The organism is Sinobaca qinghaiensis, assembly GCF_003610495.1.
In the GTDB taxonomy this organism is placed as follows: Bacteria; Bacillota; Bacilli; order Bacillales; family Marinococcaceae; genus Sinobaca; species Sinobaca qinghaiensis.
The window spans coordinates 189,143-214,170 of the sequence record NZ_RAPK01000007.1 but is presented as its reverse complement, the minus strand read 5'-3'; the positions used below and the strand labels follow the sequence as shown (position 1 = coordinate 214,170).

Below are 25,028 nucleotides of genomic sequence, written 5' to 3'. Positions count from 1 at the left end.
TGGTGCCCCAACCATGATTGATAGATTTTTAAAAAATCCAGAAGAACGCCCGCATCAAAAGGCCGACACTGCTAAATCAGGTAACATACCGGCTCACGTTGCTATCATAATGGATGGAAATGGGCGCTGGGCAAAAGAACGAGGTATGCCGCGCGTTGCTGGACACCGTGAAGGCATGAAAACCATTAATCGCATTGTAGAAAAAGCCCATTTAATGGGAATTAAATATATAACGCTCTATGCATTTTCAACAGAAAACTGGAAACGTCCCAAGTCAGAAGTGGAATTTCTCATGAGGATGCCGGAAAAGTTTATTACGAAAGAGCTTCCCTCCCTGATGGAAAATAACGTTAAAGTTCAAATGATGGGGAGCACGGATCTGCTTCCGGCCCATACGTTGAAAGCTGTTAAAAAAGCAATCGATGATACGGCCGGCAACACAGGTATTGTTATGAATATTGCCATGAATTACGGCGGACGGGATGAACTGGTCCGCGCCGTGAAAGCACTTGGAGAAGAAGTGGAGAGCGGTTCTATTAAAGCTGAAGACATTTCGGAAAAAGATATAAAGGCAAAACTTTTCAGCAGCAATCTTCCGGATCCGGATCTGCTCATACGAACGAGCGGAGAGATACGCCTGAGCAACTTTATGCTGTGGCAGCTGGCTTACAGCGAGTTTTGGTTTACAGATGTTCTCTGGCCGGACTTCAACGGGGAACACCTGGAAGAAGCAGTTAAGGTGTTTCAGGAAAGGAAGCGGCGGTACGGGGGCGTTTAGATGGGGGAGACACAATGAGACAACGAATAGTAACAGCAGTAATTGGAGGCATTGTATTACTTGGCGCTGTTATTGCAGGCGGAGTGTTTTTTACAGCGTTTGTGGCTATTATTGCTTCAGCTGCTATGTATGAACTGATTCGAATGAAACATATTAAAGCCAGGTCGTTTATGGGACTGATCAGCATGTTGTTTATGTGGACGCTCCTCATTCCCGCTGAATGGCTGAACGTCGTATTTCTGGATCATGTGTCAAAGTCCGAACTTTTCTTCGTCATGATTTTGTTTTTGCTTGCATGGACCGTAGTAACCAAAAACTCATTTACATTTGATGAGGCCGGTTTTGTTATTTTATCAGCGGTCTACGTCGGTTACGGATTTTATCACCTGATTATTACCCGTAACCTCGAGGATATTGGACTGCTCATTGTATTTTTTACTTTATTTATTATCTGGGCGACCGATTCCGGTGCCTATTTTATCGGCCGGAAGTGGGGAAAGCATAAGCTCTGGCCCGATATCAGTCCGAAAAAAACAATTGAAGGATTCATAGGGGGAATAGGTGCCGCGCTTATTGTAGGGTGGGTATTTCACATGTTCTTTCCTATCTATTCGTCGGCATGGGTCGTCACTGCATTTATTTTAACGGCTTCTATATTTGGACAGCTCGGAGATCTGGTAGAATCAGCGTTAAAACGCCATTATGCCGTAAAGGATTCCGGAACGCTGCTGCCGGGCCACGGCGGTGTGCTCGACCGCTTTGACAGCTTGATTTTTGTCATGCCTCTGCTGCACTTTTTCTATTTTTTATCGTAGAACGTACATACTACAGACAGGCTGATTAATAAAGGAGACTACTATGAAAAAAATCTCACTGCTTGGATCCACCGGCTCTATTGGCACACAAACGCTGGACGTCATTAAAAGCCATCCGGAAGAATTTTCGCTCGCGGCTATGACAGCCGGTAAAAACATTACGCTTGCGGCAGAACAGATAGCGCTGTTTAAGCCATCGCTTGTCAGCGTAGAACGAAAAGAAGATGCAGAGCGGCTTCAAAAAGAATTTCCGAATATCCGGGTTCTTTTTGGCAGAGACGGGCTGATTGAAGCTGCCTCATATAAGGAAGCTGATTTTCTAATGAACGCAGTGATGGGAAGTGTCGGACTGGAGCCGACGCTTGCAGCTATTGAAGCGGGCAAGGATATCGGCATTGCCAATAAAGAAACGCTTGTGACGGCCGGTCACATCGTTACGCAGGCAGCTAAAAAGCATGAGGCGCTGCTGCTGCCCGTGGACAGCGAGCATTCGGCTATTTACCAGTGCCTGCTCGGCAATAGAAGAGAGGACGTAGACCGGTTAATTATTACAGCATCCGGCGGAAGCTTCCGTGATCTAAACCGGGATCAGCTGCAGAATGTAACAAAAGAAGATGCCCTGAACCATCCGAACTGGTCAATGGGCGCAAAAATAACGATCGATTCGGCAACGATGATGAACAAAGGCTTTGAAGTTATCGAAGCCCACTGGCTCTTTGATATGGCGTATGATGACATTGAAGTTGTTATCCACCGGGAGAGTATTGTGCATTCCCTCGTGGAATATAAAGACAAAAGCGTGATAGCCCATCTTGGATCGCCTGATATGAGGGTTCCCATTCAGTTTGCCCTGTCCCAGCCTAAAAGGCTTGAATTAAAAGATACAAACAGGTTAAACTTATGGGAAGCAGGAGCGCTTCATTTTTCAAAGCCGGATTTCGACCGGTACCGCTGTCTGCAGTATGCGTATGATGCAGGAAAAACCGGCGGTACGATGACAGCTGTTTTAAATGCGGCAAACGAAATAGCGGTGGCGGAATTTCTCGCAGGCCGGATTTCCTTTGTGGCTATTGAAGAGTATATAGAAAAAGCAATGCATCGGCACTCGTCCCAGCGTGCTCCTGATTTACAGACCATTCTTGAAGTGGATAAAGAAACAAGGGAATATGTGGCTTCTTTAATAGGGTAAAGGTGGGAAAAAATTGGATACATTAATTGCAATAATTATTATTTTTGGAGTGCTGGTGGCAGTCCATGAATGGGGGCATCTTTACTTTGCCAAAAAAGCCGGTATATTATGCCGGGAATTTGCAATTGGCTTCGGCCCGAAAATATTTTCAACAAAACGTAATGAAACGCTCTACACCGTCAGGCTGCTTCCGCTTGGAGGCTATGTACGTATGGCCGGCGAAGAACCGGAGCAGGTACAGATTAAGCCCGGCTATGAAGTAGGTCTCGTCTGGAATGAAGCCGGCAAGGTAAAAGAAATCATCGTAAACAATAAATCAAAGCATCCTGAAGCAAAAGTAGTGTCCGTCGAACGTATAGATCTTGATAAACAGCTGTTTATTGAAGCATATACCGATGACGAAGAAGAGCTGCAGCGCTTTGATGTAGATGATGCCTGCAATATGATCGTCGATGAAAAGCCGGAGCAGATTGCCCCGTACCACAGGCAGTTCGGCTCCAAGAAACCGGGTCCCAAGTTTTTGACCATATTTGCGGGTCCGGCCATGAACTTTATTCTCGCCTTTGTACTGTTTATGACGTTTGCGCTGATTAACGGCGTACCAACAGACGAAGCTTCCATGGGAGAACTGGTGGACGGAAGTCCTGCCCAGGAAGCCGGCCTGATGCAGGGCGATGAAGTAAACGCCGTGGACGGCCAGCAGGTAAATACGTGGCAGGAAATGACGTCAGTCATTCAGCAGAACCCGGGTCAGGCTGTTCCGTTTGATATTGTGCGTGATGGTCAGGAACAGACCATCACCGTAGAGCCGGACAGCGTGTACGATGAAATGGCGGAGCAGGAAATCGGTCAGATCGGCGTAAATGCGCCGGCTCCGGAGCATTCCTTCTTTGGAGCGATTGAATATGGTGCGACCAGCGTCGTCGAAGTAGCGACCTTGATTTTTCAGGTGCTGAGTACGATTTTAACCGGCCAGTTTTCACTCGATGACCTGGCAGGGCCTGTCGGTATTTATAATGCTACAGGCGAAGTTGCCTCTTTAGGCATTCTGGTGCTAGTGCAGTGGGCTGCAATGCTGAGTGTGAATCTTGGTATTGTGAACCTGCTGCCGCTTCCGGCATTGGATGGCGGAAGGCTTATCTTTATTACGCTTGAAGCAATCCGCCGCAAGCCGATTGATCCGCAGAAAGAGGGCATGGTCCATTTACTCGGATTTGCCCTGCTGATTCTGCTGATGCTGGCGGTAACGTGGAATGATATTAACCGTTTCTTTTTATAATAATGCTGCAAGGCTTCAGTGCCCGAGCTTTCTCCGAGGAGATAACGACTCAAAAGGTGAGCCTTTTGTCGGGAGCGGGTACTGGCGCCTTTGTTTTATCTAAATACGATACCGGCAGGAATATTTCTGCCTGTTTAACTTGAAGAAAGAGGGTTCCTACTACTATGAGACAACAATCATTTTTCAGTCCCACGATGCGTGATGTGCCGCAGGGCGCAGACATAACGAGCCATCAGCTGATGCTCAGAGCCGGACTTATCCGTCAGACGGCTTCCGGAATTTACAGCTATCTTCCGCTCGGCTATAAAGTACTTAGAAAAATTGAAAATATCGTTAGAGAAGAAATGAACAATGCCGGAGCTCAGGAAATTCTTATGCCGGCGGTGCAGCCAGCTGAAATATGGGAGGAATCCGGCCGTATTCACGATTATGGTCCGGAACTGATGCGCTTGAAAGACAGGCACAACCGCGATTTCGTACTCGGTGCCACGCATGAAGAAGTGATCACCTCACTTGTGCGCGATGAGTTGAATTCCTACAAAAAACTGCCGGTGAATCTCTACCAGATTCAAAACAAATACCGGGATGAAAGAAGACCGCGTTTTGGGGTGTTACGTTCCCGCGAGTTTGTTATGAAAGATGCCTATTCTTTTGACAGCAGTGAAGAAGGGCTTGAAGAAAGCTACTGGAACATGTTCCGCGCCTATCAATCTGTATTTAAAAGATGCGGCCTCGATTTCCGTGCAGTGGAAGCAGATGCCGGAGCGATCGGCGGCAAAGGCGGCACCCATGAATTTATGGCCCTTTCCGACGTAGGTGAAGACACGATTGCCTATTCGGACGCTTCCGATTTTGCGGCCAATATTGAAGTGGCAAAGATTGCCGACGGTTATGAAAAGCCGGCCAGGCCGGAAACGTCCATGGCGCCGATTGATACCCCGTCGATGAAAACGATTGACGATTTGATGAAAGGTCTTTCGATAGAAAGTACTTCCATTATTAAATCTGTGTTATTTATAGCAGATGAAGAACCTGTGCTTGTTTTAGTCAGGGGAGATCATGAAGTAAATGAGATTAAAGTTGCCAACCTGCTGGACTCCTCAGAAGTCAGGCTGGCAGAAGATGCCGAGGTCGAGCAGGTAATGGGATGCCGCACAGGCTTTATCGGGCCGGTCCGTGCACCGGAAAACGTGAAAATACTGGCTGATTATGCTGTACGAGGCATAGCGGAAGCGGTAACAGGAGCTAACGAATCAGATAAGCATTTTATTAACGTTCATCCGGACCGCGATATTACAATCAGCTCCTATGAGGATCTGCGTTTTATCAAAGAAGGAGATCCGGCTCCGGATGGCAAAGGAACGATCCGCTTCGCCAAAGGGATTGAAGTCGGTCAGGTATTTAAGCTGGGAACCAAGTATTCTAAAGCGTTAAAAGCTGATTTTCTGGACGAACAGGGAAAAGCACAGCCGTTAATCATGGGATGTTACGGCATCGGCGTGAGCCGGACTATTGCGGCAATTGTCGAACAGCATCATGATGAATCCGGCATCATCTGGCCGAAAAATGTCGCTCCTTTCGATATCCACCTGCTGACGATGAATGTAAAACAGGAAGATCAGGCTGCCCTTGGAGAATCCTTGTACAAGAAGCTCCGCGAAGCCGGTTTTGATGTGTTATACGATGACCGGAAAGAACGCGCCGGAGTGAAATTCAAAGATGCTGATTTATACGGTATTCCGGTCAGAGTGGCCTGCGGCAAAAAAGCGGCGGAAGATATTGTGGAAGTGAAACTTAGAGAAGGTGGAGAAGCCGTGGAAGTTGCGGTATCCGGCCTTATGGACTATTTAAAACAGCACGCATAATCGAAGAATCAAGCTATTATCCCATGGGCCTTTATTAGAAATGACACTTTCTAATCGAAGAAAACCATGGGATAATTTTATGAAGAAAGTAACGAAAGGGGTGCTCTGCAGTGAGTTCAGACAACCGTATCAGAGAAGAAAGATTTCAGCTGCTGATGGAGCAGCTGGATGTCCCCGCTGACATAAAAGAGAGATACCTGCAGGAGGGGCGGATAGAAAAACTGGAAATCAGCAAGCAGGAGAAAAAGTGGCACTTTTATTTCTACCTTCCGGTTCCGCTTCCCTATGAAATATTCGAGCTGATTGAAAATAAGATGAACACAGCGTTTACGCACGTTGCGTCAACTTCTTTTTCCATACAATATCAAGAAGAACAGCCGTATGACCGTCTGACATCCTACTGGCCGGCCGTAGTTAAGCGGATTGACGGCATGGCGCCTCATTTGAGGCAGCGTCTTAACGGCGGCCTGCCTGCCATCGAAAATAACGTGATCACTCTTTCCTGTAAAAATGAGGCAGAAGCTTCGATGATGGAGCGAAAGCTCGCGGATTCCCTTCAGGAGATTATGCCGGGTCTTGGATTCGGCAAGTGCATCGTTAAAGCGGACGTCAAGAACTCGCAGGAAGAGCGGGAGGCGTTTGAAGAAAAGAAGAAAGAAGAAGATCACTCCAAAGTAGTCGAAGCTATGATGGAGCGTAAAAAGCAGGAAGACCGGTCCAAAAAAGCCGGCGATTCCGGTTCTCTTCGTATCGGCTATCCTATTAAAGAGGAACCGGTTCCGATTGAAACGATCCAGGACGAAGAACGCCGGATTGCTATACAGGGGTATATTTTTGAGGCGGAAACAAGAGAGTTGCGAAGCGGACGTACGCTTCTAACTTTTAAAATTACCGATTATACCGATTCCATCAGCGTGAAAATGTTCTCCAGAGATAAAGAAGATCTGCCGATGTACCTGGCCCTGAAAAAGGGCATGTGGGTGAAAGTAAGGGGCGGCGTACAGAATGACACATTTGTGCGTGATCTGGTGATGATCGGAAATGATGTCACACAGATTCAGCCTGCGGTAAGAACAGATAAAGCAGATCCTGAGGAAACAAGAGTAGAGCTTCATGCTCATACAAATATGAGTCAGATGGATGCGACGACGACGGCTTCCGAATACGTAGCAAAAGCAGCAGAATGGGGACATCAGGCAGTGGCCATCACCGACCATGGTGTAGCCCAGTCTTTCCCGGATGCGTACAGCGCATCGAAGAAGCACGGCGTGAAAATCCTGTACGGGCTCGAGGCTAACCTTGTGGATGACGGGGTGCCGATTGCATATAACGAAGCGGACCGTGATCTGGCGACCGGCACTTATATTGTGTTTGACGTAGAAACGACGGGACTGAGCGTTGTGTACGACACCATTATTGAGCTGGCAGCTGTGAAAATAAGAGATGGAGAAATCGTAGACAGGTTTGAACGATTTTCCAATCCGCATCAGAAGCTGTCGGATACGATTATTGATTTGACCGGTATTACCGATGATATGCTCGAAGGGGCACCGGAACTTAACGACGTGCTTACTGATTTTGAAACCTTTATGGAGGATGGTATTCTCGTCGCTCATAATGCCAGCTTTGATATGGGATTTCTAAATGAAGGCTACCGGAAAATGGATCAGGATAAAGTGGAAAATCCTGTGATTGACACATTGGAGCTGGGACGTTTTTTATACCCGCATTTAAAAAACCACCGCCTGAACTCTTTATGTAAAGCGTTTGATATTGAACTCGTCAGCCACCACCGGGCTATTTATGATGCAGAAGCAACAGGATACCTGCTCTGGAAAATGCTTAAAGACGCAATGAACAAAGAAATTGCCAATCATAATCAGCTGAATCAGAACATGGGTCAGGGCGATTTCTACAGACTCCGCCCTTCCCACTGCACGCTGATCGCCCAGACTCAGGAAGGCCTGAAAAATCTTTATACGCTTATTTCCAAATCCCATCTGGAGTATTTCTTCCGGACCCCCCGTATTCCAAGGTCGGTTCTGCAGAAGCACCGTGCCGGACTTATAGTCGGCTCTGGATGTGACAAGGGAGAAGTGTTTGAAACGATGATGCAGAAGTCGGCAGAAGAAGCTAAGGTAGCCGCAGAATTCTATGATTATCTGGAAATCCAGCCGCCCGGCAACTACGCCCATCTGGTGGAAAAAGAGCTGCTCAAAGACCAGGATGCTGTTTATGACATTACCAAAAAAATAGCCGCTCTGGGCGAAGAACTCGGCAAGCCTGTTATCGCTACGGGTAATGCCCATTATATTGAACCCGAAGACAGCGTTTATCGTAAAATACTGGTAGCTTCCCAGGGCGGAGCGAACCCTTTGAACCGTCAGACGCTGCCTGCCGTTCATTTTCGGACAACAGATGAAATGCTGGAGGAATTTTCGTTTCTTGGAGACGATCTTGCAAAGAAAGTTGTAGTGACCGAATCGAGGGCACTGGCCGATTCAGTCGAGGAGATTCATCCCATCCCCGACCAGCTTTATACGCCTACCATTGAAGGCTCGGATAAAGAAATCAGGGATATGTGCTATACGAAAGCGGAGGAACTTTACGGCTCCCCGCTTCCTGAAATTGTTGAAAGCAGGCTGGAAAAAGAGCTGGCCAGCATTATCGGCCATGGATTTGATGTTATTTATCTCATTTCACAGAAGCTTGTAAAAAAATCACTGGACGACGGCTATCTGGTCGGTTCCAGAGGGTCGGTCGGATCTTCATTTGTAGCAACGATGACCGAAATAACGGAAGTGAATCCACTCCCGCCCCACTACGTGTGTCCGTCCTGTAAGCATTCCTACTTCTTTAACGACGGTTCCGTAATGTCGGGCTATGACCTGCCTGACAAAGCGTGTGAAAAGTGCGGAAGCACATATATTAAAGAAGGTCAGGATATTCCGTTTGAAACGTTCCTCGGATTTAAAGGGGATAAAGTGCCTGATATCGATTTAAACTTCTCCGGTGACTATCAGCCGAGAGCGCATCATTATACAAAAGAGTTATTCGGCGAAAAAAACGTCTACCGGGCCGGAACGATAGGTACCGTTGCTGATAAAACGGCTTACGGGTACGTGAAGGGATATCAAAGTGATCATGATATGCATCTGCGCGGGGCGGAAATTGACCGGCTTGTGTCAGGGTGTACAGGTGTTAAGCGTACAACCGGCCAGCACCCGGGGGGTATAATCGTTGTACCCGAGGAGTATGATATCCATGATTTCAGCCCGGTTCAGTTTCCGGCTGATGATAAAAGTTCGGAATGGCGGACGACCCATTTTGACTTTCATTCCATTCATGATAACCTGCTGAAGCTCGATATTCTTGGACACGATGACCCGACTGTCATTCGTATGCTGCAGGATTTAAGCGGTATTGATCCAAAGACCATTCCCGTAGATGATAAAGAAGTAATGAAGATATTCAGCTCGCCCGAAGTACTCGGCGTAACGCCGGAACAGATTATGTGTAAAACGGGCACCTACGGCATTCCTGAATTTGGTACGCGGTTCGTCCGGCAGATGCTCGAGGAAACGAACCCGACCACATTTTCAGAGCTGCTGCAGATTTCCGGACTTTCCCACGGCGCAGACGTATGGCTTGGAAATGCCCAGGAACTGATCCAGAGCGGCACGTGCCAGCTTAAAGATGTAATCGGCTGCCGTGACGATATTATGGTTTACCTTATCTACAAAGGGGTGGACGACGCCCTGGCATTTAAAATTATGGAATTTGTCCGTAAAGGAAAAGGTCTTCAGGAAGAATGGGTTGAAGAAATGAAAAAGCACGGCGTACCGGACTGGTATGTGGAATCCTGCTTAAAAATCAAGTACATGTTTCCAAAAGCCCACGCCTCTGCTTATGTATTAATGGCAGTGCGGATTGCCTATTTTAAAGTGCATCATCCAATGTTTTTCTATGCCGCTTATTTTACCGTCCGGGCCGATGACTTTGATTTAAATACGATGATCAAAGGCGGTACTTCCATTAAGAGCCGGATTCAGGAAATACAGGCAAAAGGCTTTGATGCCACACCGAAAGAAAAAAATATTGTGACCGTACTCGAACTTGCTCTTGAAATGGTAGAGCGTGGCTATTCCTTCCAGAAAGCAGACCTTTACCGGTCAAAAGCATCAGAATTCATCGTAGAAGGGGATTCGCTCATACCGCCTTTTAACGCGCTTGACGGCGTCGGCACAAATGCAGCGCTCAGTATTGTAAAAGCAAGAGAAGGCGGCGAATTTCTATCCAAAGAAGATCTGCAGCAGCGCAGTAAAGCGACAAAAACGGTTATTGAAAATCTCGATCTGCACGGCTGCCTGCAGGGTCTGCCGGATTCCAATCAGCTGTCTTTATTTTAAAAACAGACACGAAGAAGCAGAACCTGGATGATAAAACGAACAACAGGAGCCTGTAAGGCGCATGAAAACAAGCTCTGGTTGCATTTTCAGTCGTTTTATGGTAATCTATTAAGCGAAAGCAATGGATATGAAGCGTCGGGAGAAGAGTGGGTAAATACCCACTCTTTCGTTTGTAAAAAAGGGTATTTTGCACTTATTTCATACATGAACAGGCGTAGCGTAAAGAAAACAGCTTATCATATAAATCAAGGAGGATGGTTATGAGCGAGCGGGTCAAAGATACCGCCAGACGACTTGTTCAGCCCATCTTGGAAGATTTAGGGCTAGAACTAGTTGAAGTGGAATATAAAAAAGAAGGAAAAAATTGGTTTCTGCGTGTATATATAGATAGTCCAAAAGGAATAGCTATTGAAGACTGTGGAACCGTAAGTGAGAGACTAAGCGAAAAACTTGATGAACAGGATCCGGTAAATGAAAATTATTACCTCGAAGTATCCTCACCAGGTGCAGAGCGTCCGCTCAAATCGGAGGAAGACATTAAGCGCGCTGTAGGCAAATACATTAACATTACGACCTATAAGCCTTTAAACGGCGATAAAGTCTTCGAAGGAACGCTGCTCTCTTTTCAAGATGGCATATTGGAAATCAGCCAAAAAGAAAAGCAGAAAAAAGTCAGAATGGAAATTCCTTATAAAAAAGTAGCAAAAGCCAGACTGGCCATCGAATTTTAAGAGGTACCGATAACAAGGGGGAGGATAATCCGTGAATACAGATTTTATGGATGCACTAAATTCACTGGAAAAAGATAAAGGCATTGAAAAAGAAATTATTCTGGAAGCGATTGAAGCTGCATTAATATCAGCTTATAAGCGCAATTTTAACCAGGCACAGAACGTACGGGTGGATGTAAGCCGTGATAATGGAAGCATCCGCGTGTTCGCACGTAAAGAAATAGTCGAAGAGGTATTTGATCCGAGACTTGAAATTTCGCTTGCAGAGGCACGGGAAATGTACTCCGAGTATGAGCTTGATGATGTAGTGGAGCTGGAGGTAACGCCGAAAAACTTCGGACGTATCGCGGCCCAGACGGCAAAGCAGGTCGTTACCCAGCGTGTCCGCGAGGCAGAAAGAGGCATTATTTATTCTGACTTCATAGACCGCGAAGAAGATATCATGACTGGGATCGTTCAGCGCCAGGATCACCGGTTTATTTACGTCGATCTTGGAAAAGTAGAGGCGCTTCTTCCGCAGGGAGAGCAGATGCCCAATGAAAACTATAAGCACAACGACCGGATTAAAGCGTATATTACGAAGGTGGAAAAAACGACAAAAGGTCCGCAGATCGTTATTTCCAGAACCCACCCGGGTCTGCTGAAAAGACTATTTGAATTAGAAGTGCCGGAAATATATGATGGAACTGTGGAGATTATTTCTGTTGCAAGAGAAGCGGGAGACCGTTCAAAAATATCCGTTCACGCAGAAGACCCGGAAGTGGATCCGGTAGGATCCTGTGTAGGCCAGCGCGGTCAGCGTGTTCAGGCAATCGTCGATGAATTAAAAGGCGAAAAAATTGATATTGTACAGTGGTCTACAGACCCGTTTGAATACGTAGCAAATGCGCTGAGTCCTTCTAAAGTTCTCGATGTGCAGGTGGATGATGATAATAAAAGCACGCTCGTTATCGTGCCGGATTACCAATTATCCCTTGCTATCGGAAAAAGAGGCCAGAATGCACGTCTGGCTGCAAAGCTTACCGGCTGGAAAATAGATATAAAAAGCCAGACGGAAGCCGAAGAGCTCGGTCTTTATGTTCCAAAAGAAGAAACAGAAGAAGAAGCCTGGGATGACAGCTTCGAAGAGTCATAACAGCGAGTTTAAAGGAGCGAAAAGAGTTGAAACGCAAACCTCCTATTAGAAAATGCATTGTAAGCGGAGAATCAGGTACTAAAAAAGAGCTTGTCCGTATCGTGCGTGATACCGAGGGATATGTAAGCGTAGACTTCAGCGGCAAAAAAAACGGCCGCGGCGCTTATCTGACAAACGAGGAATCCGTTTTTCTGGAAGCAAAGAAACGGGATGCGCTTTCCCGTCACCTGAAAGTATCCCTCAGCCCGGACGACTATGACCGCTTGCTGCAGGAAAGAAACAAAGGAAAAAAACCATGAATGATAAATTTTATTCGCTGCTTGGACTGGCGTCCAGAGCCGGTAAAGTAAAAACTGGTGACACAGCCGTCCTGAAAGATATCCGCAGCCAGACGCTCCGGCTCGTTATTGTAGCCGGGGATGCGTCGGAAAATACGCAGAAGAAATTTAACGACAAATCCAGCTATTATCGCGTACCGTACAGAATTGCCGGAACCCGTCAGACGCTGGGACAAGCGCTTGGAAAAGGGGAAAGGGTGACCGTAGGGATTACCGATGAAGGATTCGCGAAAAAGCTAATCTCATTGCTGGATAATTAGAAGGTGGAGGTTAGGCTTATGAGCAAAATGAGGGTGTACGAATATGCCAAACAGGTGGACAAGTCCAGTAAGGACATCGTCCAGGCTCTAAAAAGCAAAGGCGTGGAAGTTTCCAACCATATGTCGATTATTAGCGATGAGGATATAAAAAAAATCCAGGCACCGGCAAAGCCGGCGGCAGAAGCTCCAAAAGCTTCTACTAATAAAAAAACAGAAAATGAGGGAAAGAAAAATACAAATATGAATAATACTAAAAATAACTCGAAACCAAACAACCGCGGCAGTCAATCCAATCCAAGAGGCAGAGGAAAAAGAAGAGGAAGCTCACGTCAGCAGAGCAAGTCACCTCACCAGATTCTTGCCCTACCTAAAAAGATTACGTTCATCGAATCTTTAACCGTAGGAGAACTGGCTGAAAAGCTGCACAGAGATTCTTCCGAAGTTATTAAAAAGCTGATGAAACTCGGCGTAATGGCAACAAAAAACGAATCACTTGATAAAGAAACCATTGAACTGATCACGGCTGATTACGGCGTGGAAGTTGAAGAAGAAGAAGTAATAGACAAGCTCGATATTGATATCTACACAGACGAAAACGACAGCGAAGAAAACCGTACGGAACGTCCGCCGGTAGTTACTATCATGGGACACGTTGACCACGGTAAAACGACGCTTCTTGATTCGATCCGTCATACAAAAGTAACGGCAGGCGAAGCAGGCGGCATTACGCAGCACATTGGTGCCTACCAGATTGAAGAAAATAATAAAAAAATTACGTTCCTTGATACTCCCGGACACGCTGCATTTACTACAATGAGAGCCCGCGGTGCCCAGGTAACAGATATTACGATCCTTGTGGTAGCCGCAGACGACGGTGTTATGCCGCAGACAAAAGAGGCAATTGCCCATGCAAAAGCAGCGGAAGTGCCGATTATTGTAGCGGTAAACAAAATGGACAAAGAGGGTGCCAACCCGGACCGCGTAATGCAGGAACTGACAGAATTTGAATTGGTTCCGGAAGCATGGGGCGGCGAAACGATTTTCGTTAACGTATCTGCTATTAAGGGAGAAGGCATTGATGAGCTCGTTGAAATGATCCTTCTTGTATCCGAAGTAGAAGAATACAAAGCAAACCCGGACAAACGTGCGACGGGCACGGTTATTGAAGCAGAGCTCGATAAAGGAAAAGGACCAGTTGCGACCCTTCTTGTGCAGGACGGCACCATGCATGTCGGCGATCCGATCGTAGTCGGAAACACATTCGGTCGAATCCGCGCCATGGTCAATGATCTCGGCCGCCGCGTGAAGTCAGCAGCGCCATCCACTCCGGTTGAAATTACTGGTTTGAGTGACGTACCGCAGGCAGGCGATCAGTTTGTTGTATTCGAAGACGAGAAAAAAGCCCGCAGCGTTGGGGAGCAGAGAGCCGCCAGAGCGAAAGACGAAGAGCGCAACCTAACAAACCGCGTCAGCATTGATGATCTGTTCAGCCAGATTCAGGACGGCAATATGAAAGAGATCAATGTTATTGTAAAAGCAGACGTACAGGGTTCTGTAGAAGCAGTAAAAGGCTCATTGGAAAAAATTGATGTAGAAGGTGTCAAGATTAATATTATCCATGCAGGAGCAGGCGCTATTGCAGAATCAGACGTTATTCTGGCTTCCGCTTCCAATGCCATTATTATTGGATTCAACGTACGACCTGACGTGAACGCTAAGCGTACGGCTGATGTAGAAAAAGTAGATATCCGCCAGCACCGTGTTATATACGATGCAATTGAAGAGATTGAAGCAGCGATGAAAGGTATGCTTGACCCGATATTTGAAGAAAAAGTTATCGGTCAGGTGGAAATCCGCCAGCTGTTTAAAGTATCGAAAATTGGTACCATTGCAGGAAGCTACGTAACGGAAGGTAAAATCACCAGAGATTCTACCGTCCGCCTTATCCGTGATGGCATCGTTATTTATGAAGGTGCAATCAACGCGCTGAAACGCTTTAAAGATGACGTGAAAGAAGTAAGCGCCGGCTATGAGTGCGGTGTAACGCTTACCAAGTTTAATGATCTGCGAGAAGGCGACGTAATTGAAGCGTACGTCATGGAAGAAATCAAACGCACATGATCGGAGCCGTTCATTTTGAATGCCTGATACACAGCGCTTATTCCCTAAAGGATAAGCGCTCTGTGCTTTTACGGCTGAAAAATAAAATCCGGAAGCACTGTAATGTATCCATTGCGGAAATGGACTATCACGACACATGGAACCTCACAGCCCTTTCTGCTGTCACCGTAGCCAATTCAAAGAAAGCAGCTGAAAAAGAGCTGGCACACGTTTTAGAATGGGCAGACAGGGAAATGGAAATAGAACGAACAATCACAACGTATGAGTGGCTGTAAGAAGGAGGCAGAAGAACGATGAGTAATATCCGTGCCAACCGGGTTGGAGAACAGATGAAAAAAGAACTGGCTTCCATGTTTACCCGGGATCTAAAAGATCCAAGAATAGAATTTATTACGGTCACCGGTGTGGACGTGACCGGAGACCTGCAGCAGGCCAAAGTATTTATTACCGTACTTGGCGATGACGAAAAGAAAAATGATGCACTTCAGGCTTTAACGAAAGCAAAAGGATATATCCGCAGCGAAATCGGCAAACGGATTCAGCTTCGCAAAACGCCGGAAATTATGTTTGAATTTGATGAGTCGATTGACTATGGTAATAGAATTGAATCCCTTCTTAGAGAAATCCATCATGAAGATGATAAATAGAAGGTAAACAAAGCAGGAACTGTCCATACGAAGGGTTATTTTCTCAAGAAAATAGAACTTCATTTATGGACAGTTCTTTTTGTTTTGCGCTAGTATAGATAACAAGAGTGAATTGATAGATAAGAGGAGCCGTCATTATGAGTATTGAAGGGATTATTCCCGTTTGGAAACCTGCAGGAATCACGTCACATGACTGTGTATATAAAATAAGAAAAATTGCCGGCACCAAAAAAGTAGGCCACACCGGCACACTTGATCCAGCTGTCGAAGGCATACTGCCGATTTGCATTGAACGTGCCACAAAGATCTCCGATTACATGATGGATCTTCCTAAAAGCTACCGGTGTGTAGTAGCTCTTGGAAGCAGCACTACAACCGAAGACGCAGAAGGCGAGCTGGTCGATACGCTCGACCCGGGATCCGTTTCTAAAAAAGATATTGAAAACACGCTGCAGCAGTTTACCGGGGAGCTCGTGCAGGTTCCGCCGATGTATTCAGCAGTGAAAGTGAACGGCAGAAAGTTATATGAATATGCCCGGGAAGGAAAAGAAGTAGAAAGGCCTTCCAAGAAAATAACCATCTATTCGATTACGTTAAACGAAGACAGTTTGTCCTACAGCGGCGGTGAATTTACATTTGAATGTGATATTGTCTGCAGTAAAGGCACCTACATACGGACGCTTGCCGTTGATATAGGAAAAGCCCTTTCCGTGCCGGCTCATATGAAAAGCCTCATCCGGACAGGATCGGGTCCCTTCAGGGAAAAAGACAGCTGGACGCTGGAGCAGCTGGCACAGCTTCAGGCAGAAAACAGGCTTGGAACGGCCGTCATTCCTATTGCCGGAGCACTGGCTCATATAGAGCGGCGGGAGGCAGCTGAGGAAGAAACAGCGTTAATTAAAAATGGAGCTGTGCTTCCATACGAGGAAGGCATGCCCTCCCCGTTTATCTTTATGGCCGGTCAAACGCCGCTGGCTGTGTATGAGAAGCATCCGACGAAACCTGATAAAATAAAACCGAAAACTATGCTGCATATCGAAGCCAGGTCATAGCAGAAGCCCGGGCGATTGGAAAGGTGAGATAATGAAAACTATTTATGTATACCACGACAACATACCAAAAGCTGAAGATTTTCCGCCTTTGGTTATGGCTCTGGGTTATTTTGACGGGGTTCACCGGGGGCATCAGGAGGTCATCCGCACCGCAGGGCAGATTGCCGGCCAAAAACAGGCAAAGCTTGCAGTGATGACGTTCAGCCCCCATCCTAAAACGGTTTTATCTCCCGATTATTCCGAGGAAACAATGCGGTATATTACGCCGCTTCCGGTTAAGGAAGAAGAGATGAAAAAGCTGGAAGTTGATTACCTGTTCGTCGTTCATTTTGACCAGCAGTTTGCAGAGCTCGAGCCTCAGGAATTTGTCGATTCCTATTTGATCGGATCGCGTACGATTCACGTTGTGGCAGGATTCGATTTTTCCTACGGCCGTCTCGGTAAGGGGACGATGGAAACTCTTCCTTTTCATGCGCGGGGCAAACTGGACTACACAACGGTTGGGAAAAAAGAATGGGAAAACGAAAAGATCAGCTCGACGTTAATCAAGCAGTGTATTTTGGAAGGCAATGTGGAAAAGGCTTCCGTACTGCTCGGGAGACTATACGCGATCAGAGGATTAGTCGTTAAGGGAGAACAGCGGGGCCGGACGATTGGATTTCCAACGGCTAATGTCCAGATAGAAGATCCTTATATCGTTCCCGATACCGGCGTTTATGCGGTTTGGTTTACTGTGCAGGGCAGACGCTGGAAAGGGGTCTGCAATATCGGCTATAAGCCGACTTTCCATGACATCAGGGCAGAACGCCCGGAGGTGGAAGTGCACGTATTTGATATGGATGAGTCGATTTACGGAGCCAAAGTAGACGTAGAATGGGTACAGCGTCTGCGCGGGGAAAAGAAATTTTCTTCGGTGGAAAACCTCATTGAACAGCTCCATCTCGATAAAAAGCAGGCAGAGAAAGTGCTTTCGGGACAGCACCGGGAAATCCGGACGCAGGATTTGTGAAAAGAAAGAGTTAATGCCTTGCATTTTCCTGAAAAAAAGCGTATTCTATTGAATGTAATCAAGCCGTTGCTTGGCATGCACGTTCCTCCGACGTCCTGCTAGGGAATTGGCGTTAACTAATTGAAGGAGGTGCTTTGGATGGCTTTAACTTTGGAAAGAAAAACTGAAATTGTTGAGCAGTACAAAACGCACGAAAATGATACGGGTTCACCAGAAGTACAGGTAGCAATTTTAACGGAGCAGATCAACACACTTAACGAGCATTTGCGCACACACAAGAAAGATCATCATTCCCGCCGCGGCTTGTTAAAAATGGTTGGTAAGCGTCGTAACCTGCTTACGTACCTTCGTAACAAAGATGTTATGCGTTATCGTGAATTAATCAAAAGTCTTGGATTGCGTAGATAAATGTAAGAAAAGCGGGAGGGCAACTCCCGCTTTTTTTGCCATTTTTAAGAAATTATTTCAGTCTGCGGACTGTTCTATATAATTGTTTTACATGAACATAGAAACACAGGCAGCACTTTGGAAGTGCGCACTATAGAAACAGGAGGATACCCTATTGAGCACAGAACAAGAAAGCAGATCGTTTAGTATAGATTGGGCAGGACGGGAATTAACGATTGAAACAGGGAAATATGCAAAGCAGGCTAACGGGGCGGTAATGGTTCGTTATGGCGATACGGTTGTATTATCAACGGCTACAGCTTCCAAAGAACCGAAGGATCTGCCGTTTTTCCCATTAACGGTAAACTATGAAGAGCGCCTTTATGCCGCCGGTAAAATCCCGGGCGGGTTTATTAAACGAGAAGGACGTCCAAGTGAGAACGCTATTTTAACGAGCCGCTTAATTGACCGTCCGATCCGTCCATTATTTCCGGACGGCTTTCGTAACGATCTTCAGGTTATCAGCATCGTCATGAGCATTGATAAAGACTGCTCGCCCGAAATGGCCGCAATGATTGGCTCTTCGATGGCGCTCAGCGTGTCTGATATTCCATTTGACGGACCGATTGCAGGAGTCCGCGTAGGTCGTGTGAACGAAGAGTTTGTTATTAATCCTTCGATGAAGCAGCTTGAAGAAAGCGACATTGACCTTACGGTTGCCGGCACGAAAAATGCGATCAACATGGTAGAAGCAGGAGCAAAACAGGTTACTGAAGATATTATGCTTGAAGCAATTATGTTCGGTCACGAAGAAATTAAAAAGCTTGTCACGTTCCAGGAAAAAATCGTTTCCGAAATGAATGTAGTAAAACGCGACATTCAACTACGTACGCCGGATGAGGATCTGACCGTACGGGTAAAGGAAGCAGCAGGAACGGATCTGCGCGAAGCTGTCATGGTAAGAGAAAAACAGGCCCGCGATGTAGCTACAAAAGAAGTCTCCGATCGGATTATGGAATCTTTTACAGAAGAAGAGCACGGGGAAGTAAAAGAAATCATCCAGGGCCTTGTTAAAAAAGAGTTCCGAAAACTCATCACTAAAGATAAAATCCGTCCGGACGGCCGAACATCCGATGAAATCCGTCCTTTGACTTCAGAAGTAAAGCTGTTGTCGAGAACGCACGGATCCGGACTATTTACACGCGGTCAGACACAGGCGCTCAGCGTGTGTACGCTTGGACCGCTCGGCGACGTTCAGATTCTGGACGGCATCGGCGAAGAAGAATCCAAACGCTTTATGCATCACTATAATTTCCCATCGTTCAGCGTAGGGGAAACCGGACCTATCCGCGCGCCCGGCAGAAGAGAAATCGGCCACGGCGCCCTTGGCGAACGGGCATTGGAAGCTATTATTCCCGACGAAAAGGATTTCCCATATACAATTCGTCTTGTCTCGGAAGTGCTTGAATCCAACGGTTCGACTTCACAGGCCAGCATCTGCGCAAGCGCACTCGCTATGATGGACGCAGGTGTACCTATTAAAGCACCGGTAGCCGGTATTGCAATGGGGCTTGTAAAAGAGGACGAAGATGTGACGGTTCTTACCGATATTCAGGGTATGGAAGACGCGCTTGGCGATATGGACTTTAAAGTAGCGGGCTCTGAAAAAGGGGTAACCGCGCTGCAGATGGATATAAAAATTGACGGCATTGACCGTGAAATATTAAAATTTGCATTAGAACAGGCAAGACAGGCACGTCTGCACGTACTCGACAATATGCTCTCTGCTATCGGCGGATCAAGAGAGGAGCTGTCTACGTACGCTCCGAAAATCCTGACGCTTCATATTAAACCGGAGAAAATCCGCGACGTTATCGGACCGAGCGGAAAAACCATCAACCAGATTATTGATGACACCGGCGTGAAAATTGATATTGAACAGGATGGAACCGTGTATATTTCTTCTACGGATTCCAGTGCCAATGCGGCTGCCAAGAAACGTATCGAAGATCTTGTGCGTGAAGTACAGGTCGGCGAAACGTATCTTGGTAAAGTAAAACGCATTGAAAAGTTCGGCGCGTTTGTTGAGCTGTTCAAAGGCAAAGACGGACTAGTCCACATTTCACAGCTTGCAGAAGAGCGCGTGAACAAAGTGGAAGACGTGGTTAAGCTTGATGATGAAATCATGGTCAAAGTTACAGAAATTGATAACCAGGGCCGGGTTAACTTATCAAGAAAAGTTTTGTTGAAAGAAGAAAGCAGCAATAAATAAGAAAATAAAATCGGGTTCTGGCCTGGCCAGTCAAATTGAATAGGCACGAACCTGAAAAGCTTGGCTTAGGCCAAGTTTTTCTTATATCACGGGATAAAAGAAGCAAAAAGGAGGAAGCTGTTGATAAATAAAAAAGAACTGGCCAATGGGGTGAGGATCGTTACCGAACACATTCCCTTTGTCCGCTCCATTACGATCGGTATTTGGGTCGGCACCGGATCGCGCTATGAAAAAGCAGAAGAAAACGGGATCTCGCACTTCCTGGAGCATATGTTTTTTAAAGGCACAAACACAAGAACGCCCGCAGATATCGCGGAAAACTTCGACCGCATCGGCGGGCAGGTAAATGCTTTTACGGCAAAAGAGTATACCTGCTTTTATGCGAAAGTGCTTGACGAACATGCCGGCCAGGCGCTTGATATTCTGTCCGATATGTTTTTTCATTCGACGTTTGATGAAGAGGAACTGGAAAAAGAACGAAGCGTTATTTTTGAAGAAATAAAAATGGTGGACGATACGCCTGATGATATTGTGCATGATTACTTAGACTCGGTTTCCTACGGTTCCCATTCTCTGGGACGGCCGATACTCGGTACTACCGGCACCGTCGGCTCATTCACTGCAGCTTCTTTGAAAGCATATTTGGAAAAATATTATACAGGAAGCAATGTTGTCATTTCTGTCGCAGGAAATACGAATGAAGCCTTCTTGGATAAAGTGGAAGAAACATTTTCTGTACTGGGCCGCAGAGGAGCGGAAAATAAATCGGAAAGCCCCGTATTTTTACCGGGGGAAAGCGTGCACGCCAAACAGGCGGAACAGGCTCATCTCTGTCTTGGGTTCCCCGGCCTGGAAGCCGGACACGCTGATTCCTTTGCTCTCGTTCTATTGAATAATGTGCTGGGAGGAAGCATGAGCAGCAGGCTTTTCCAGGATATCAGGGAAACGCGCGGGCTTGCCTACTCCGTCTATTCCTATCAATCTGCCTACCGCGACAGCGGAATGCTTACCATTTATGGAGGAACCGGAGCCGAACATCTGGATGAAATGTTTGACTCCATGCAGGGTATTATTAAAGAGCTTTCCCAGAACGGCATCCATCGGAAAGAATGGGAAAATGGGAAAGAACAGCTGAAAGGAAGCGTTATGCTCGGACTGGAAAGCACAAGCAGCCGGATGAACCGCAACGGCCGCAATGAGCTGCTTCTCGGCTATCACCAGAGTCTGGACGATATTGTTGAAAAGATAGAAGCGGTTACGCTGGAGGATACAGCACGTGTTGCAGATGCTCTGTTAGGACAGGATTACTCGATCTCTCTTATCAGCCCGGAAGGCAGGCTGCCGGAAAATCATACGAAAAAAACAGAAATTTCCCGCCGTTAGGCATTTCCATTGAAATATCTGCAGGCGGTTCAGGATCATTTATGTTAATATAGGTAGAGATTAAATGAATTTGTTATTTTGAAAGGGAGTATAACTCAATGTCAAATAAAACAGGATTCACGGTAGCAGTAGTAGGAGCAACAGGAGCGGTCGGACAGCAAATGCTGAAGACGCTCGATGAAAAGAATTTCCCTATTAAGGAATTAAAGCTTCTTTCCTCAAGCAGGTCAGCAGGCAAAAAAGTAGAATTTCAAGGTAACGAATATACGCTGGAAGAAGCGAAACCGGAATCATTTGAAGGCGTGCAGATTGCCTTGTTTTCAGCAGGCGGTTCTGTATCGAAAGAATTAGCGCCGGAAGCGGTTAAGCGCGGAGCTGTATGTATTGACAATACGAGCGCCTACCGGATGGATAAAGATGTTCCGCTTGTTGTACCGGAAGTAAATGAGGCGGATCTTCATAATCATAACGGCATCATCGCAAATCCAAACTGCTCGACGATTCAAATGGTTGTCGCATTAGAACCGATTCGTAAAAAGCACGGATTGAAAAAAGTAATCGTTTCTACGTATCAGGCCGTTTCAGGTGCAGGCTGGGCCGCTGTGGAAGAGATGAAAAACCAGTCCCGTGATATGCTGGACGGCAAAGAAGCCGCTCCGGAAATTCTTCCTGTCGGTGGTGACAAAAAGCATTTCCCTATTGCGTTTAACGCGATTCCACAGATTGATAAATTTCAGGAAAACGGCTATACGTTTGAAGAAATTAAAATGATGAACGAAACAAAAAAGATTCTGCATCAGGACGAGCTTGAAGTAGCGGCTACCTGCGTGCGTCTTCCAGTTGAAACCGGCCACTCTGAATCAGTCTATATTGAAACGGAGAACGGAAACCCGGGCGTAGACGAGTTAAAGGCACTTTTAAAAGATTCCGCGGGAGTAACGCTTAAAGATGATCCTGCCAACCAGGAGTATCCAATGGCACTGGACAGCGTCGGCCTGCCTGACGTATTTGTCGGCCGGATCAGAAAAGACCTGGATCGTGCGAACGCCTATCATTTCTGGGTTGTTTCAGACAACCTTCTAAAAGGTGCTGCCTACAACTCCGTACAAATTGCAGAAAGCTTACTAAAACTTGGTCTTGTAAAGCCATCGTAAAATAATAAACGAGGTGCAGCAGCATGAAAGTCATAGTACAAAAATTCGGCGGAACATCCGTTAAAGATAAAGAAACGAGAGAACTCGCAGCTGCTCACGTAGAACGTGCGGTAGAAGAAGGATACAAAGTCGTCGCCGTTGTTTCGGCAATGGGACGGCAGGGAGACCCTTATGCAACAGATACGCTGCTCGGCCTGCTGAATCAAAACGGTTCCCAGATCAGCACTAGGGAAAAAGATATGCTCGTAAGCGTAGGAGAAACAATTTCTTCCGTTATCTTCACGGAGCTGCTGCAATCGAAAAAATTAAAAGCGTCAGCTATGACCGGCGCGCAGGCCGGCTTCCGCACAGACGGGCAGTACGGGTCAGCTCGTATTGTGGACATGCAGACCGAAGCGCTCGTACATCGGCTCGAAGAAGTTGATGTTGTAGTCGTAGCCGGATTTCAAGGCGTATCCGGTGATGGAGAGCTTACTACGCTTGGCCGGGGAGGCAGTGATACGTCGGCAACAGCAATCGGCGCAGCCCTCCAGGCAGAGTATGTGGATATTTTTACCGATGTAGAAGGCATTATGACCGCTGACCCGCGCGTTGTCGGCGAAGCAGAAATTCTTCCGTCTGCGACCTATCAGGAAATCTGTAATATGGCCTATCAGGGTGCCAAGGTTATTCATCCCCGGGCAGTGGAAATAGCAATGCAGGGGAAAGTTCCTATCCGAATCCGCTCGACGGCATCAGAAGCTGCCGGAACGCTGATTTCATCTGTTATCGGGGGTGCAGCAGGCTCGGACCGGATAGAACGCCAGGTGACCGGAATTGCCCATATTTCCGGCGTCACACAGGTTACCGTGGAGCATACCGAAGGAGTAGTGCAGCAGGCGGCCATATTCAGAGAGCTGGCTGACAATGACATTTCCGTCGACTTTATTACGATTCAGCCGCAGCGCCTGGTCTTTACGGTACCGGACGAAAGAAGCCCGGAAGTGAAAATTCTGCTCGACACAAAGCAGCTTGAAGGTACTTTTATTCATAACTGCGCCAAGATATCTGCAGTGGGCGCGGGCATGACCGGAGTTCCCGGCGTCGTATCCAAAATTGTAGGAGCGCTCGCTGAAAAAGATATATCCATCCTGCAGTCAGCTGATTCACATACGACGATCTGGACGCTTGTTCACGGAGAAGATATGAATAAAGCCGTGCTGGCACTTCACCAGATGTTTGAATTAGGCCGGCAGGTGAAACAGTAATAAAGTAAAGCATTCTCCATTTTCCTATATAAAAAAACCAAAGTAAAAAAGGAAAGGGGGAGGGAGAGCTTGGAATTTGGCCGAATATTAACCGCCATGGTCACTCCCTTCGACAGCGAGGGGAAGATTGACTGGCAGGGCGTGGAAAAAGTTGTGGAACATCTGATACTGACTGGAAGTGAAGGTCTGGTTATAGCTGGTACCACCGGAGAATCACCGACACTCACCACCGAAGAAAAACTAAAACTTTTTCAACGGACCGCGGAAATCAGCGGACGACGTGTTCCGGTTATTGCCGGTACGGGTACAAATGATACCGGTTATTCCACCGCTCTAACGGAAAAAGCCTCGAAGCTCGGCATAGACGGAATAATGGCAGTGACGCCATATTACAATAAGCCAAGCCAGGAAGGCATGTATGAACATTTTAAAGCGATCGCTTCAGCTACAACTCTTCCTGTTATGGTATATAACATACCAGGACGCTGCATTATTAACCTGCAGGCGGAAACGATGATTAAGCTGGCCGGCATACCTAACATTACGTCGGTGAAAGAAGCAAGTGGAAGCCTCGATCAGATTTCGCATATCATTGCTTCGACTCCGGAACATTTCGCAGTGTACAGCGGGGATGATTCGATGACGCTTCCGATTATGAGTGTAGGCGGACATGGAGTAGTGTCCGTCGCTGCCCACATTGCAGGACATGAACTTAGAGAAATGGTTCAGGCCTTCTCTGAAGGGTCTGTGGAGCATGCATCGGCTATTCACCGGTCGCTGCTTCCTAAAATGAAAGCATGCTTTATTGCTCCAAATCCGGCGCCGGTTAAAGCGATGCTCGAGCAGCAGGGAATTATATCACGCGACACAAGACTGCCGATGCTTCCGCTGACGGACGCGGAAATTAAGCAGCTGGAACAGTGGTTCAGCCTGGCCTGACGGCCGGGCTTTTTATTT

The 25,028-nt window shown here is 46.8% G+C and carries 21 protein-coding genes; all 21 read left to right on the top strand.

The window, feature by feature from the left end:
- The first annotated feature begins 13 nt into the window (after window positions 1-13).
- The 21 genes from ATL39_RS05155 (at window position 14) to dapA (ending at window position 25,010) form a co-directional block, all read left to right on the top strand.
- On the top strand, window positions 14-778 hold the full coding sequence (locus ATL39_RS05155) for an undecaprenyl pyrophosphate synthase (RefSeq protein WP_120192231.1): 765 nt from the start codon (window positions 14-16) through the stop codon (window positions 776-778).
- A gap of 14 nt (window positions 779-792) precedes the next feature.
- A complete protein-coding gene (locus tag ATL39_RS05150; protein WP_120192230.1) occupies window positions 793-1,593 on the top strand; it encodes a phosphatidate cytidylyltransferase in 801 nt (266 codons plus the stop codon).
- A gap of 43 nt (window positions 1,594-1,636) precedes the next feature.
- The gene (locus ATL39_RS05145; RefSeq protein ID WP_120192229.1) at window positions 1,637-2,782 is read left to right on the top strand and encodes a 1-deoxy-D-xylulose-5-phosphate reductoisomerase; all 1,146 of its coding nucleotides are present in this window, start codon (window positions 1,637-1,639) and stop codon (window positions 2,780-2,782) included.
- A gap of 13 nt (window positions 2,783-2,795) precedes the next feature.
- Window positions 2,796-4,061: an RIP metalloprotease RseP gene (gene rseP, locus ATL39_RS05140; RefSeq protein WP_120192228.1), complete on the top strand. Its 1,266-nt coding sequence runs from the start codon at window positions 2,796-2,798 to the stop codon at window positions 4,059-4,061.
- 164 nt (window positions 4,062-4,225) lie between these two features.
- Window positions 4,226-5,926, top strand: coding sequence for a proline--tRNA ligase (locus ATL39_RS05135; protein WP_120192227.1), 1,701 nt, complete (start codon window positions 4,226-4,228; stop codon window positions 5,924-5,926).
- Between the two features lie 110 nt (window positions 5,927-6,036).
- Entirely contained in the window at window positions 6,037-10,335 is a 4,299-nt protein-coding gene (locus ATL39_RS05130; protein WP_120192226.1) for a PolC-type DNA polymerase III, read from the top strand.
- A gap of 260 nt (window positions 10,336-10,595) precedes the next feature.
- Window positions 10,596-11,066 carry a ribosome maturation factor RimP gene (gene rimP, locus ATL39_RS05120; protein WP_120192224.1) on the top strand — a complete coding sequence of 157 codons (471 nt, stop codon included), beginning with the start codon at window positions 10,596-10,598 and terminating at the stop codon, window positions 11,064-11,066.
- A 31-nt stretch (window positions 11,067-11,097) separates the two neighbouring features.
- Window positions 11,098-12,201, top strand: a complete 1,104-nt coding sequence (nusA, locus tag ATL39_RS05115; protein ID WP_120192223.1) for a transcription termination factor NusA — start codon at window positions 11,098-11,100, stop codon at window positions 12,199-12,201.
- A 26-nt stretch (window positions 12,202-12,227) separates the two neighbouring features.
- Window positions 12,228-12,500, top strand: coding sequence for an RNase P modulator RnpM (gene rnpM / locus ATL39_RS05110; protein ID WP_120192222.1), 273 nt, complete (start codon window positions 12,228-12,230; stop codon window positions 12,498-12,500).
- On the top strand, window positions 12,497-12,799 hold the full coding sequence (locus ATL39_RS05105) for a YlxQ family RNA-binding protein (protein ID WP_120192221.1): 303 nt from the start codon (window positions 12,497-12,499) through the stop codon (window positions 12,797-12,799). Before rnpM ends, ATL39_RS05105 begins: the two co-directional genes overlap by 4 nt.
- Before the next feature lie 18 nt (window positions 12,800-12,817).
- Window positions 12,818-14,920 carry a translation initiation factor IF-2 gene (gene infB, locus ATL39_RS05100; protein WP_120192220.1) on the top strand — a complete coding sequence of 701 codons (2,103 nt, stop codon included), beginning with the start codon at window positions 12,818-12,820 and terminating at the stop codon, window positions 14,918-14,920.
- Window positions 14,917-15,195 carry a DUF503 domain-containing protein gene (locus ATL39_RS05095; protein WP_120192219.1) on the top strand — a complete coding sequence of 93 codons (279 nt, stop codon included), beginning with the start codon at window positions 14,917-14,919 and terminating at the stop codon, window positions 15,193-15,195. The genes infB and ATL39_RS05095 overlap by 4 nt, the downstream gene beginning before the upstream one ends.
- A gap of 18 nt (window positions 15,196-15,213) precedes the next feature.
- The gene (rbfA, locus tag ATL39_RS05090) at window positions 15,214-15,567 is read left to right on the top strand and encodes a 30S ribosome-binding factor RbfA (protein WP_120192218.1); all 354 of its coding nucleotides are present in this window, start codon (window positions 15,214-15,216) and stop codon (window positions 15,565-15,567) included.
- Between the two features lie 137 nt (window positions 15,568-15,704).
- A complete protein-coding gene (truB, locus tag ATL39_RS05085; protein ID WP_342768759.1) occupies window positions 15,705-16,619 on the top strand; it encodes a tRNA pseudouridine(55) synthase TruB in 915 nt (304 codons plus the stop codon).
- A 31-nt stretch (window positions 16,620-16,650) separates the two neighbouring features.
- A complete protein-coding gene (ribF, locus tag ATL39_RS05080; RefSeq protein ID WP_120192217.1) occupies window positions 16,651-17,628 on the top strand; it encodes a riboflavin biosynthesis protein RibF in 978 nt (325 codons plus the stop codon).
- A gap of 138 nt (window positions 17,629-17,766) precedes the next feature.
- Window positions 17,767-18,036 carry a 30S ribosomal protein S15 gene (gene rpsO, locus ATL39_RS05075; protein WP_120192216.1) on the top strand — a complete coding sequence of 90 codons (270 nt, stop codon included), beginning with the start codon at window positions 17,767-17,769 and terminating at the stop codon, window positions 18,034-18,036.
- Window positions 18,037-18,190: 154 nt separating this feature from the next.
- Complete coding sequence (locus ATL39_RS05070) at window positions 18,191-20,287, top strand: polyribonucleotide nucleotidyltransferase (RefSeq protein ID WP_120192215.1); 2,097 nt, start codon at window positions 18,191-18,193, stop codon at window positions 20,285-20,287.
- A 120-nt stretch (window positions 20,288-20,407) separates the two neighbouring features.
- A complete protein-coding gene (locus ATL39_RS05065) occupies window positions 20,408-21,670 on the top strand; it encodes a M16 family metallopeptidase (protein ID WP_120192214.1) in 1,263 nt (420 codons plus the stop codon).
- A 98-nt stretch (window positions 21,671-21,768) separates the two neighbouring features.
- Window positions 21,769-22,824 carry an aspartate-semialdehyde dehydrogenase gene (gene asd, locus ATL39_RS05060; protein WP_120192213.1) on the top strand — a complete coding sequence of 352 codons (1,056 nt, stop codon included), beginning with the start codon at window positions 21,769-21,771 and terminating at the stop codon, window positions 22,822-22,824.
- A 23-nt stretch (window positions 22,825-22,847) separates the two neighbouring features.
- Window positions 22,848-24,071, top strand: a complete 1,224-nt coding sequence (gene dapG / locus ATL39_RS05055; RefSeq protein ID WP_120192212.1) for an aspartate kinase — start codon at window positions 22,848-22,850, stop codon at window positions 24,069-24,071.
- A gap of 69 nt (window positions 24,072-24,140) precedes the next feature.
- Complete coding sequence (gene dapA, locus ATL39_RS05050) at window positions 24,141-25,010, top strand: 4-hydroxy-tetrahydrodipicolinate synthase (protein WP_120192211.1); 870 nt, start codon at window positions 24,141-24,143, stop codon at window positions 25,008-25,010.
- The last annotated feature ends 18 nt before the right edge of the window (window positions 25,011-25,028 follow it).

What these genes read in the sequence shown, in the direction of transcription:
- asd (WP_120192213.1), top strand. Translation starts at nt 21,769, where the DNA reads ATGTCAAATAAAACAGGATTCACGGTAGCAGTAGTAGGAGCAACAGGA.
- ATL39_RS05150 (WP_120192230.1), top strand. Translation starts at nt 793, where the DNA reads ATGAGACAACGAATAGTAACAGCAGTAATTGGAGGCATTGTATTACTT.
- ATL39_RS05145 (WP_120192229.1), top strand. Translation starts at nt 1,637, where the DNA reads ATGAAAAAAATCTCACTGCTTGGATCCACCGGCTCTATTGGCACACAA.
- ATL39_RS05095 (WP_120192219.1), top strand. Translation starts at nt 14,917, where the DNA reads ATGATCGGAGCCGTTCATTTTGAATGCCTGATACACAGCGCTTATTCC.
- truB (WP_342768759.1), top strand. Translation starts at nt 15,705, where the DNA reads ATGAGTATTGAAGGGATTATTCCCGTTTGGAAACCTGCAGGAATCACG.
- dapG (WP_120192212.1), top strand. Translation starts at nt 22,848, where the DNA reads ATGAAAGTCATAGTACAAAAATTCGGCGGAACATCCGTTAAAGATAAA.
- ribF (WP_120192217.1), top strand. Translation starts at nt 16,651, where the DNA reads ATGAAAACTATTTATGTATACCACGACAACATACCAAAAGCTGAAGAT.
- ATL39_RS05135 (WP_120192227.1), top strand. Translation starts at nt 4,226, where the DNA reads ATGAGACAACAATCATTTTTCAGTCCCACGATGCGTGATGTGCCGCAG.
- ATL39_RS05105 (WP_120192221.1), top strand. Translation starts at nt 12,497, where the DNA reads ATGAATGATAAATTTTATTCGCTGCTTGGACTGGCGTCCAGAGCCGGT.
- rpsO (WP_120192216.1), top strand. Translation starts at nt 17,767, where the DNA reads ATGGCTTTAACTTTGGAAAGAAAAACTGAAATTGTTGAGCAGTACAAA.
- infB (WP_120192220.1), top strand. Translation starts at nt 12,818, where the DNA reads ATGAGCAAAATGAGGGTGTACGAATATGCCAAACAGGTGGACAAGTCC.
- ATL39_RS05155 (WP_120192231.1), top strand. Translation starts at nt 14, where the DNA reads ATGATTGATAGATTTTTAAAAAATCCAGAAGAACGCCCGCATCAAAAG.
- rbfA (WP_120192218.1), top strand. Translation starts at nt 15,214, where the DNA reads ATGAGTAATATCCGTGCCAACCGGGTTGGAGAACAGATGAAAAAAGAA.
- rimP (WP_120192224.1), top strand. Translation starts at nt 10,596, where the DNA reads ATGAGCGAGCGGGTCAAAGATACCGCCAGACGACTTGTTCAGCCCATC.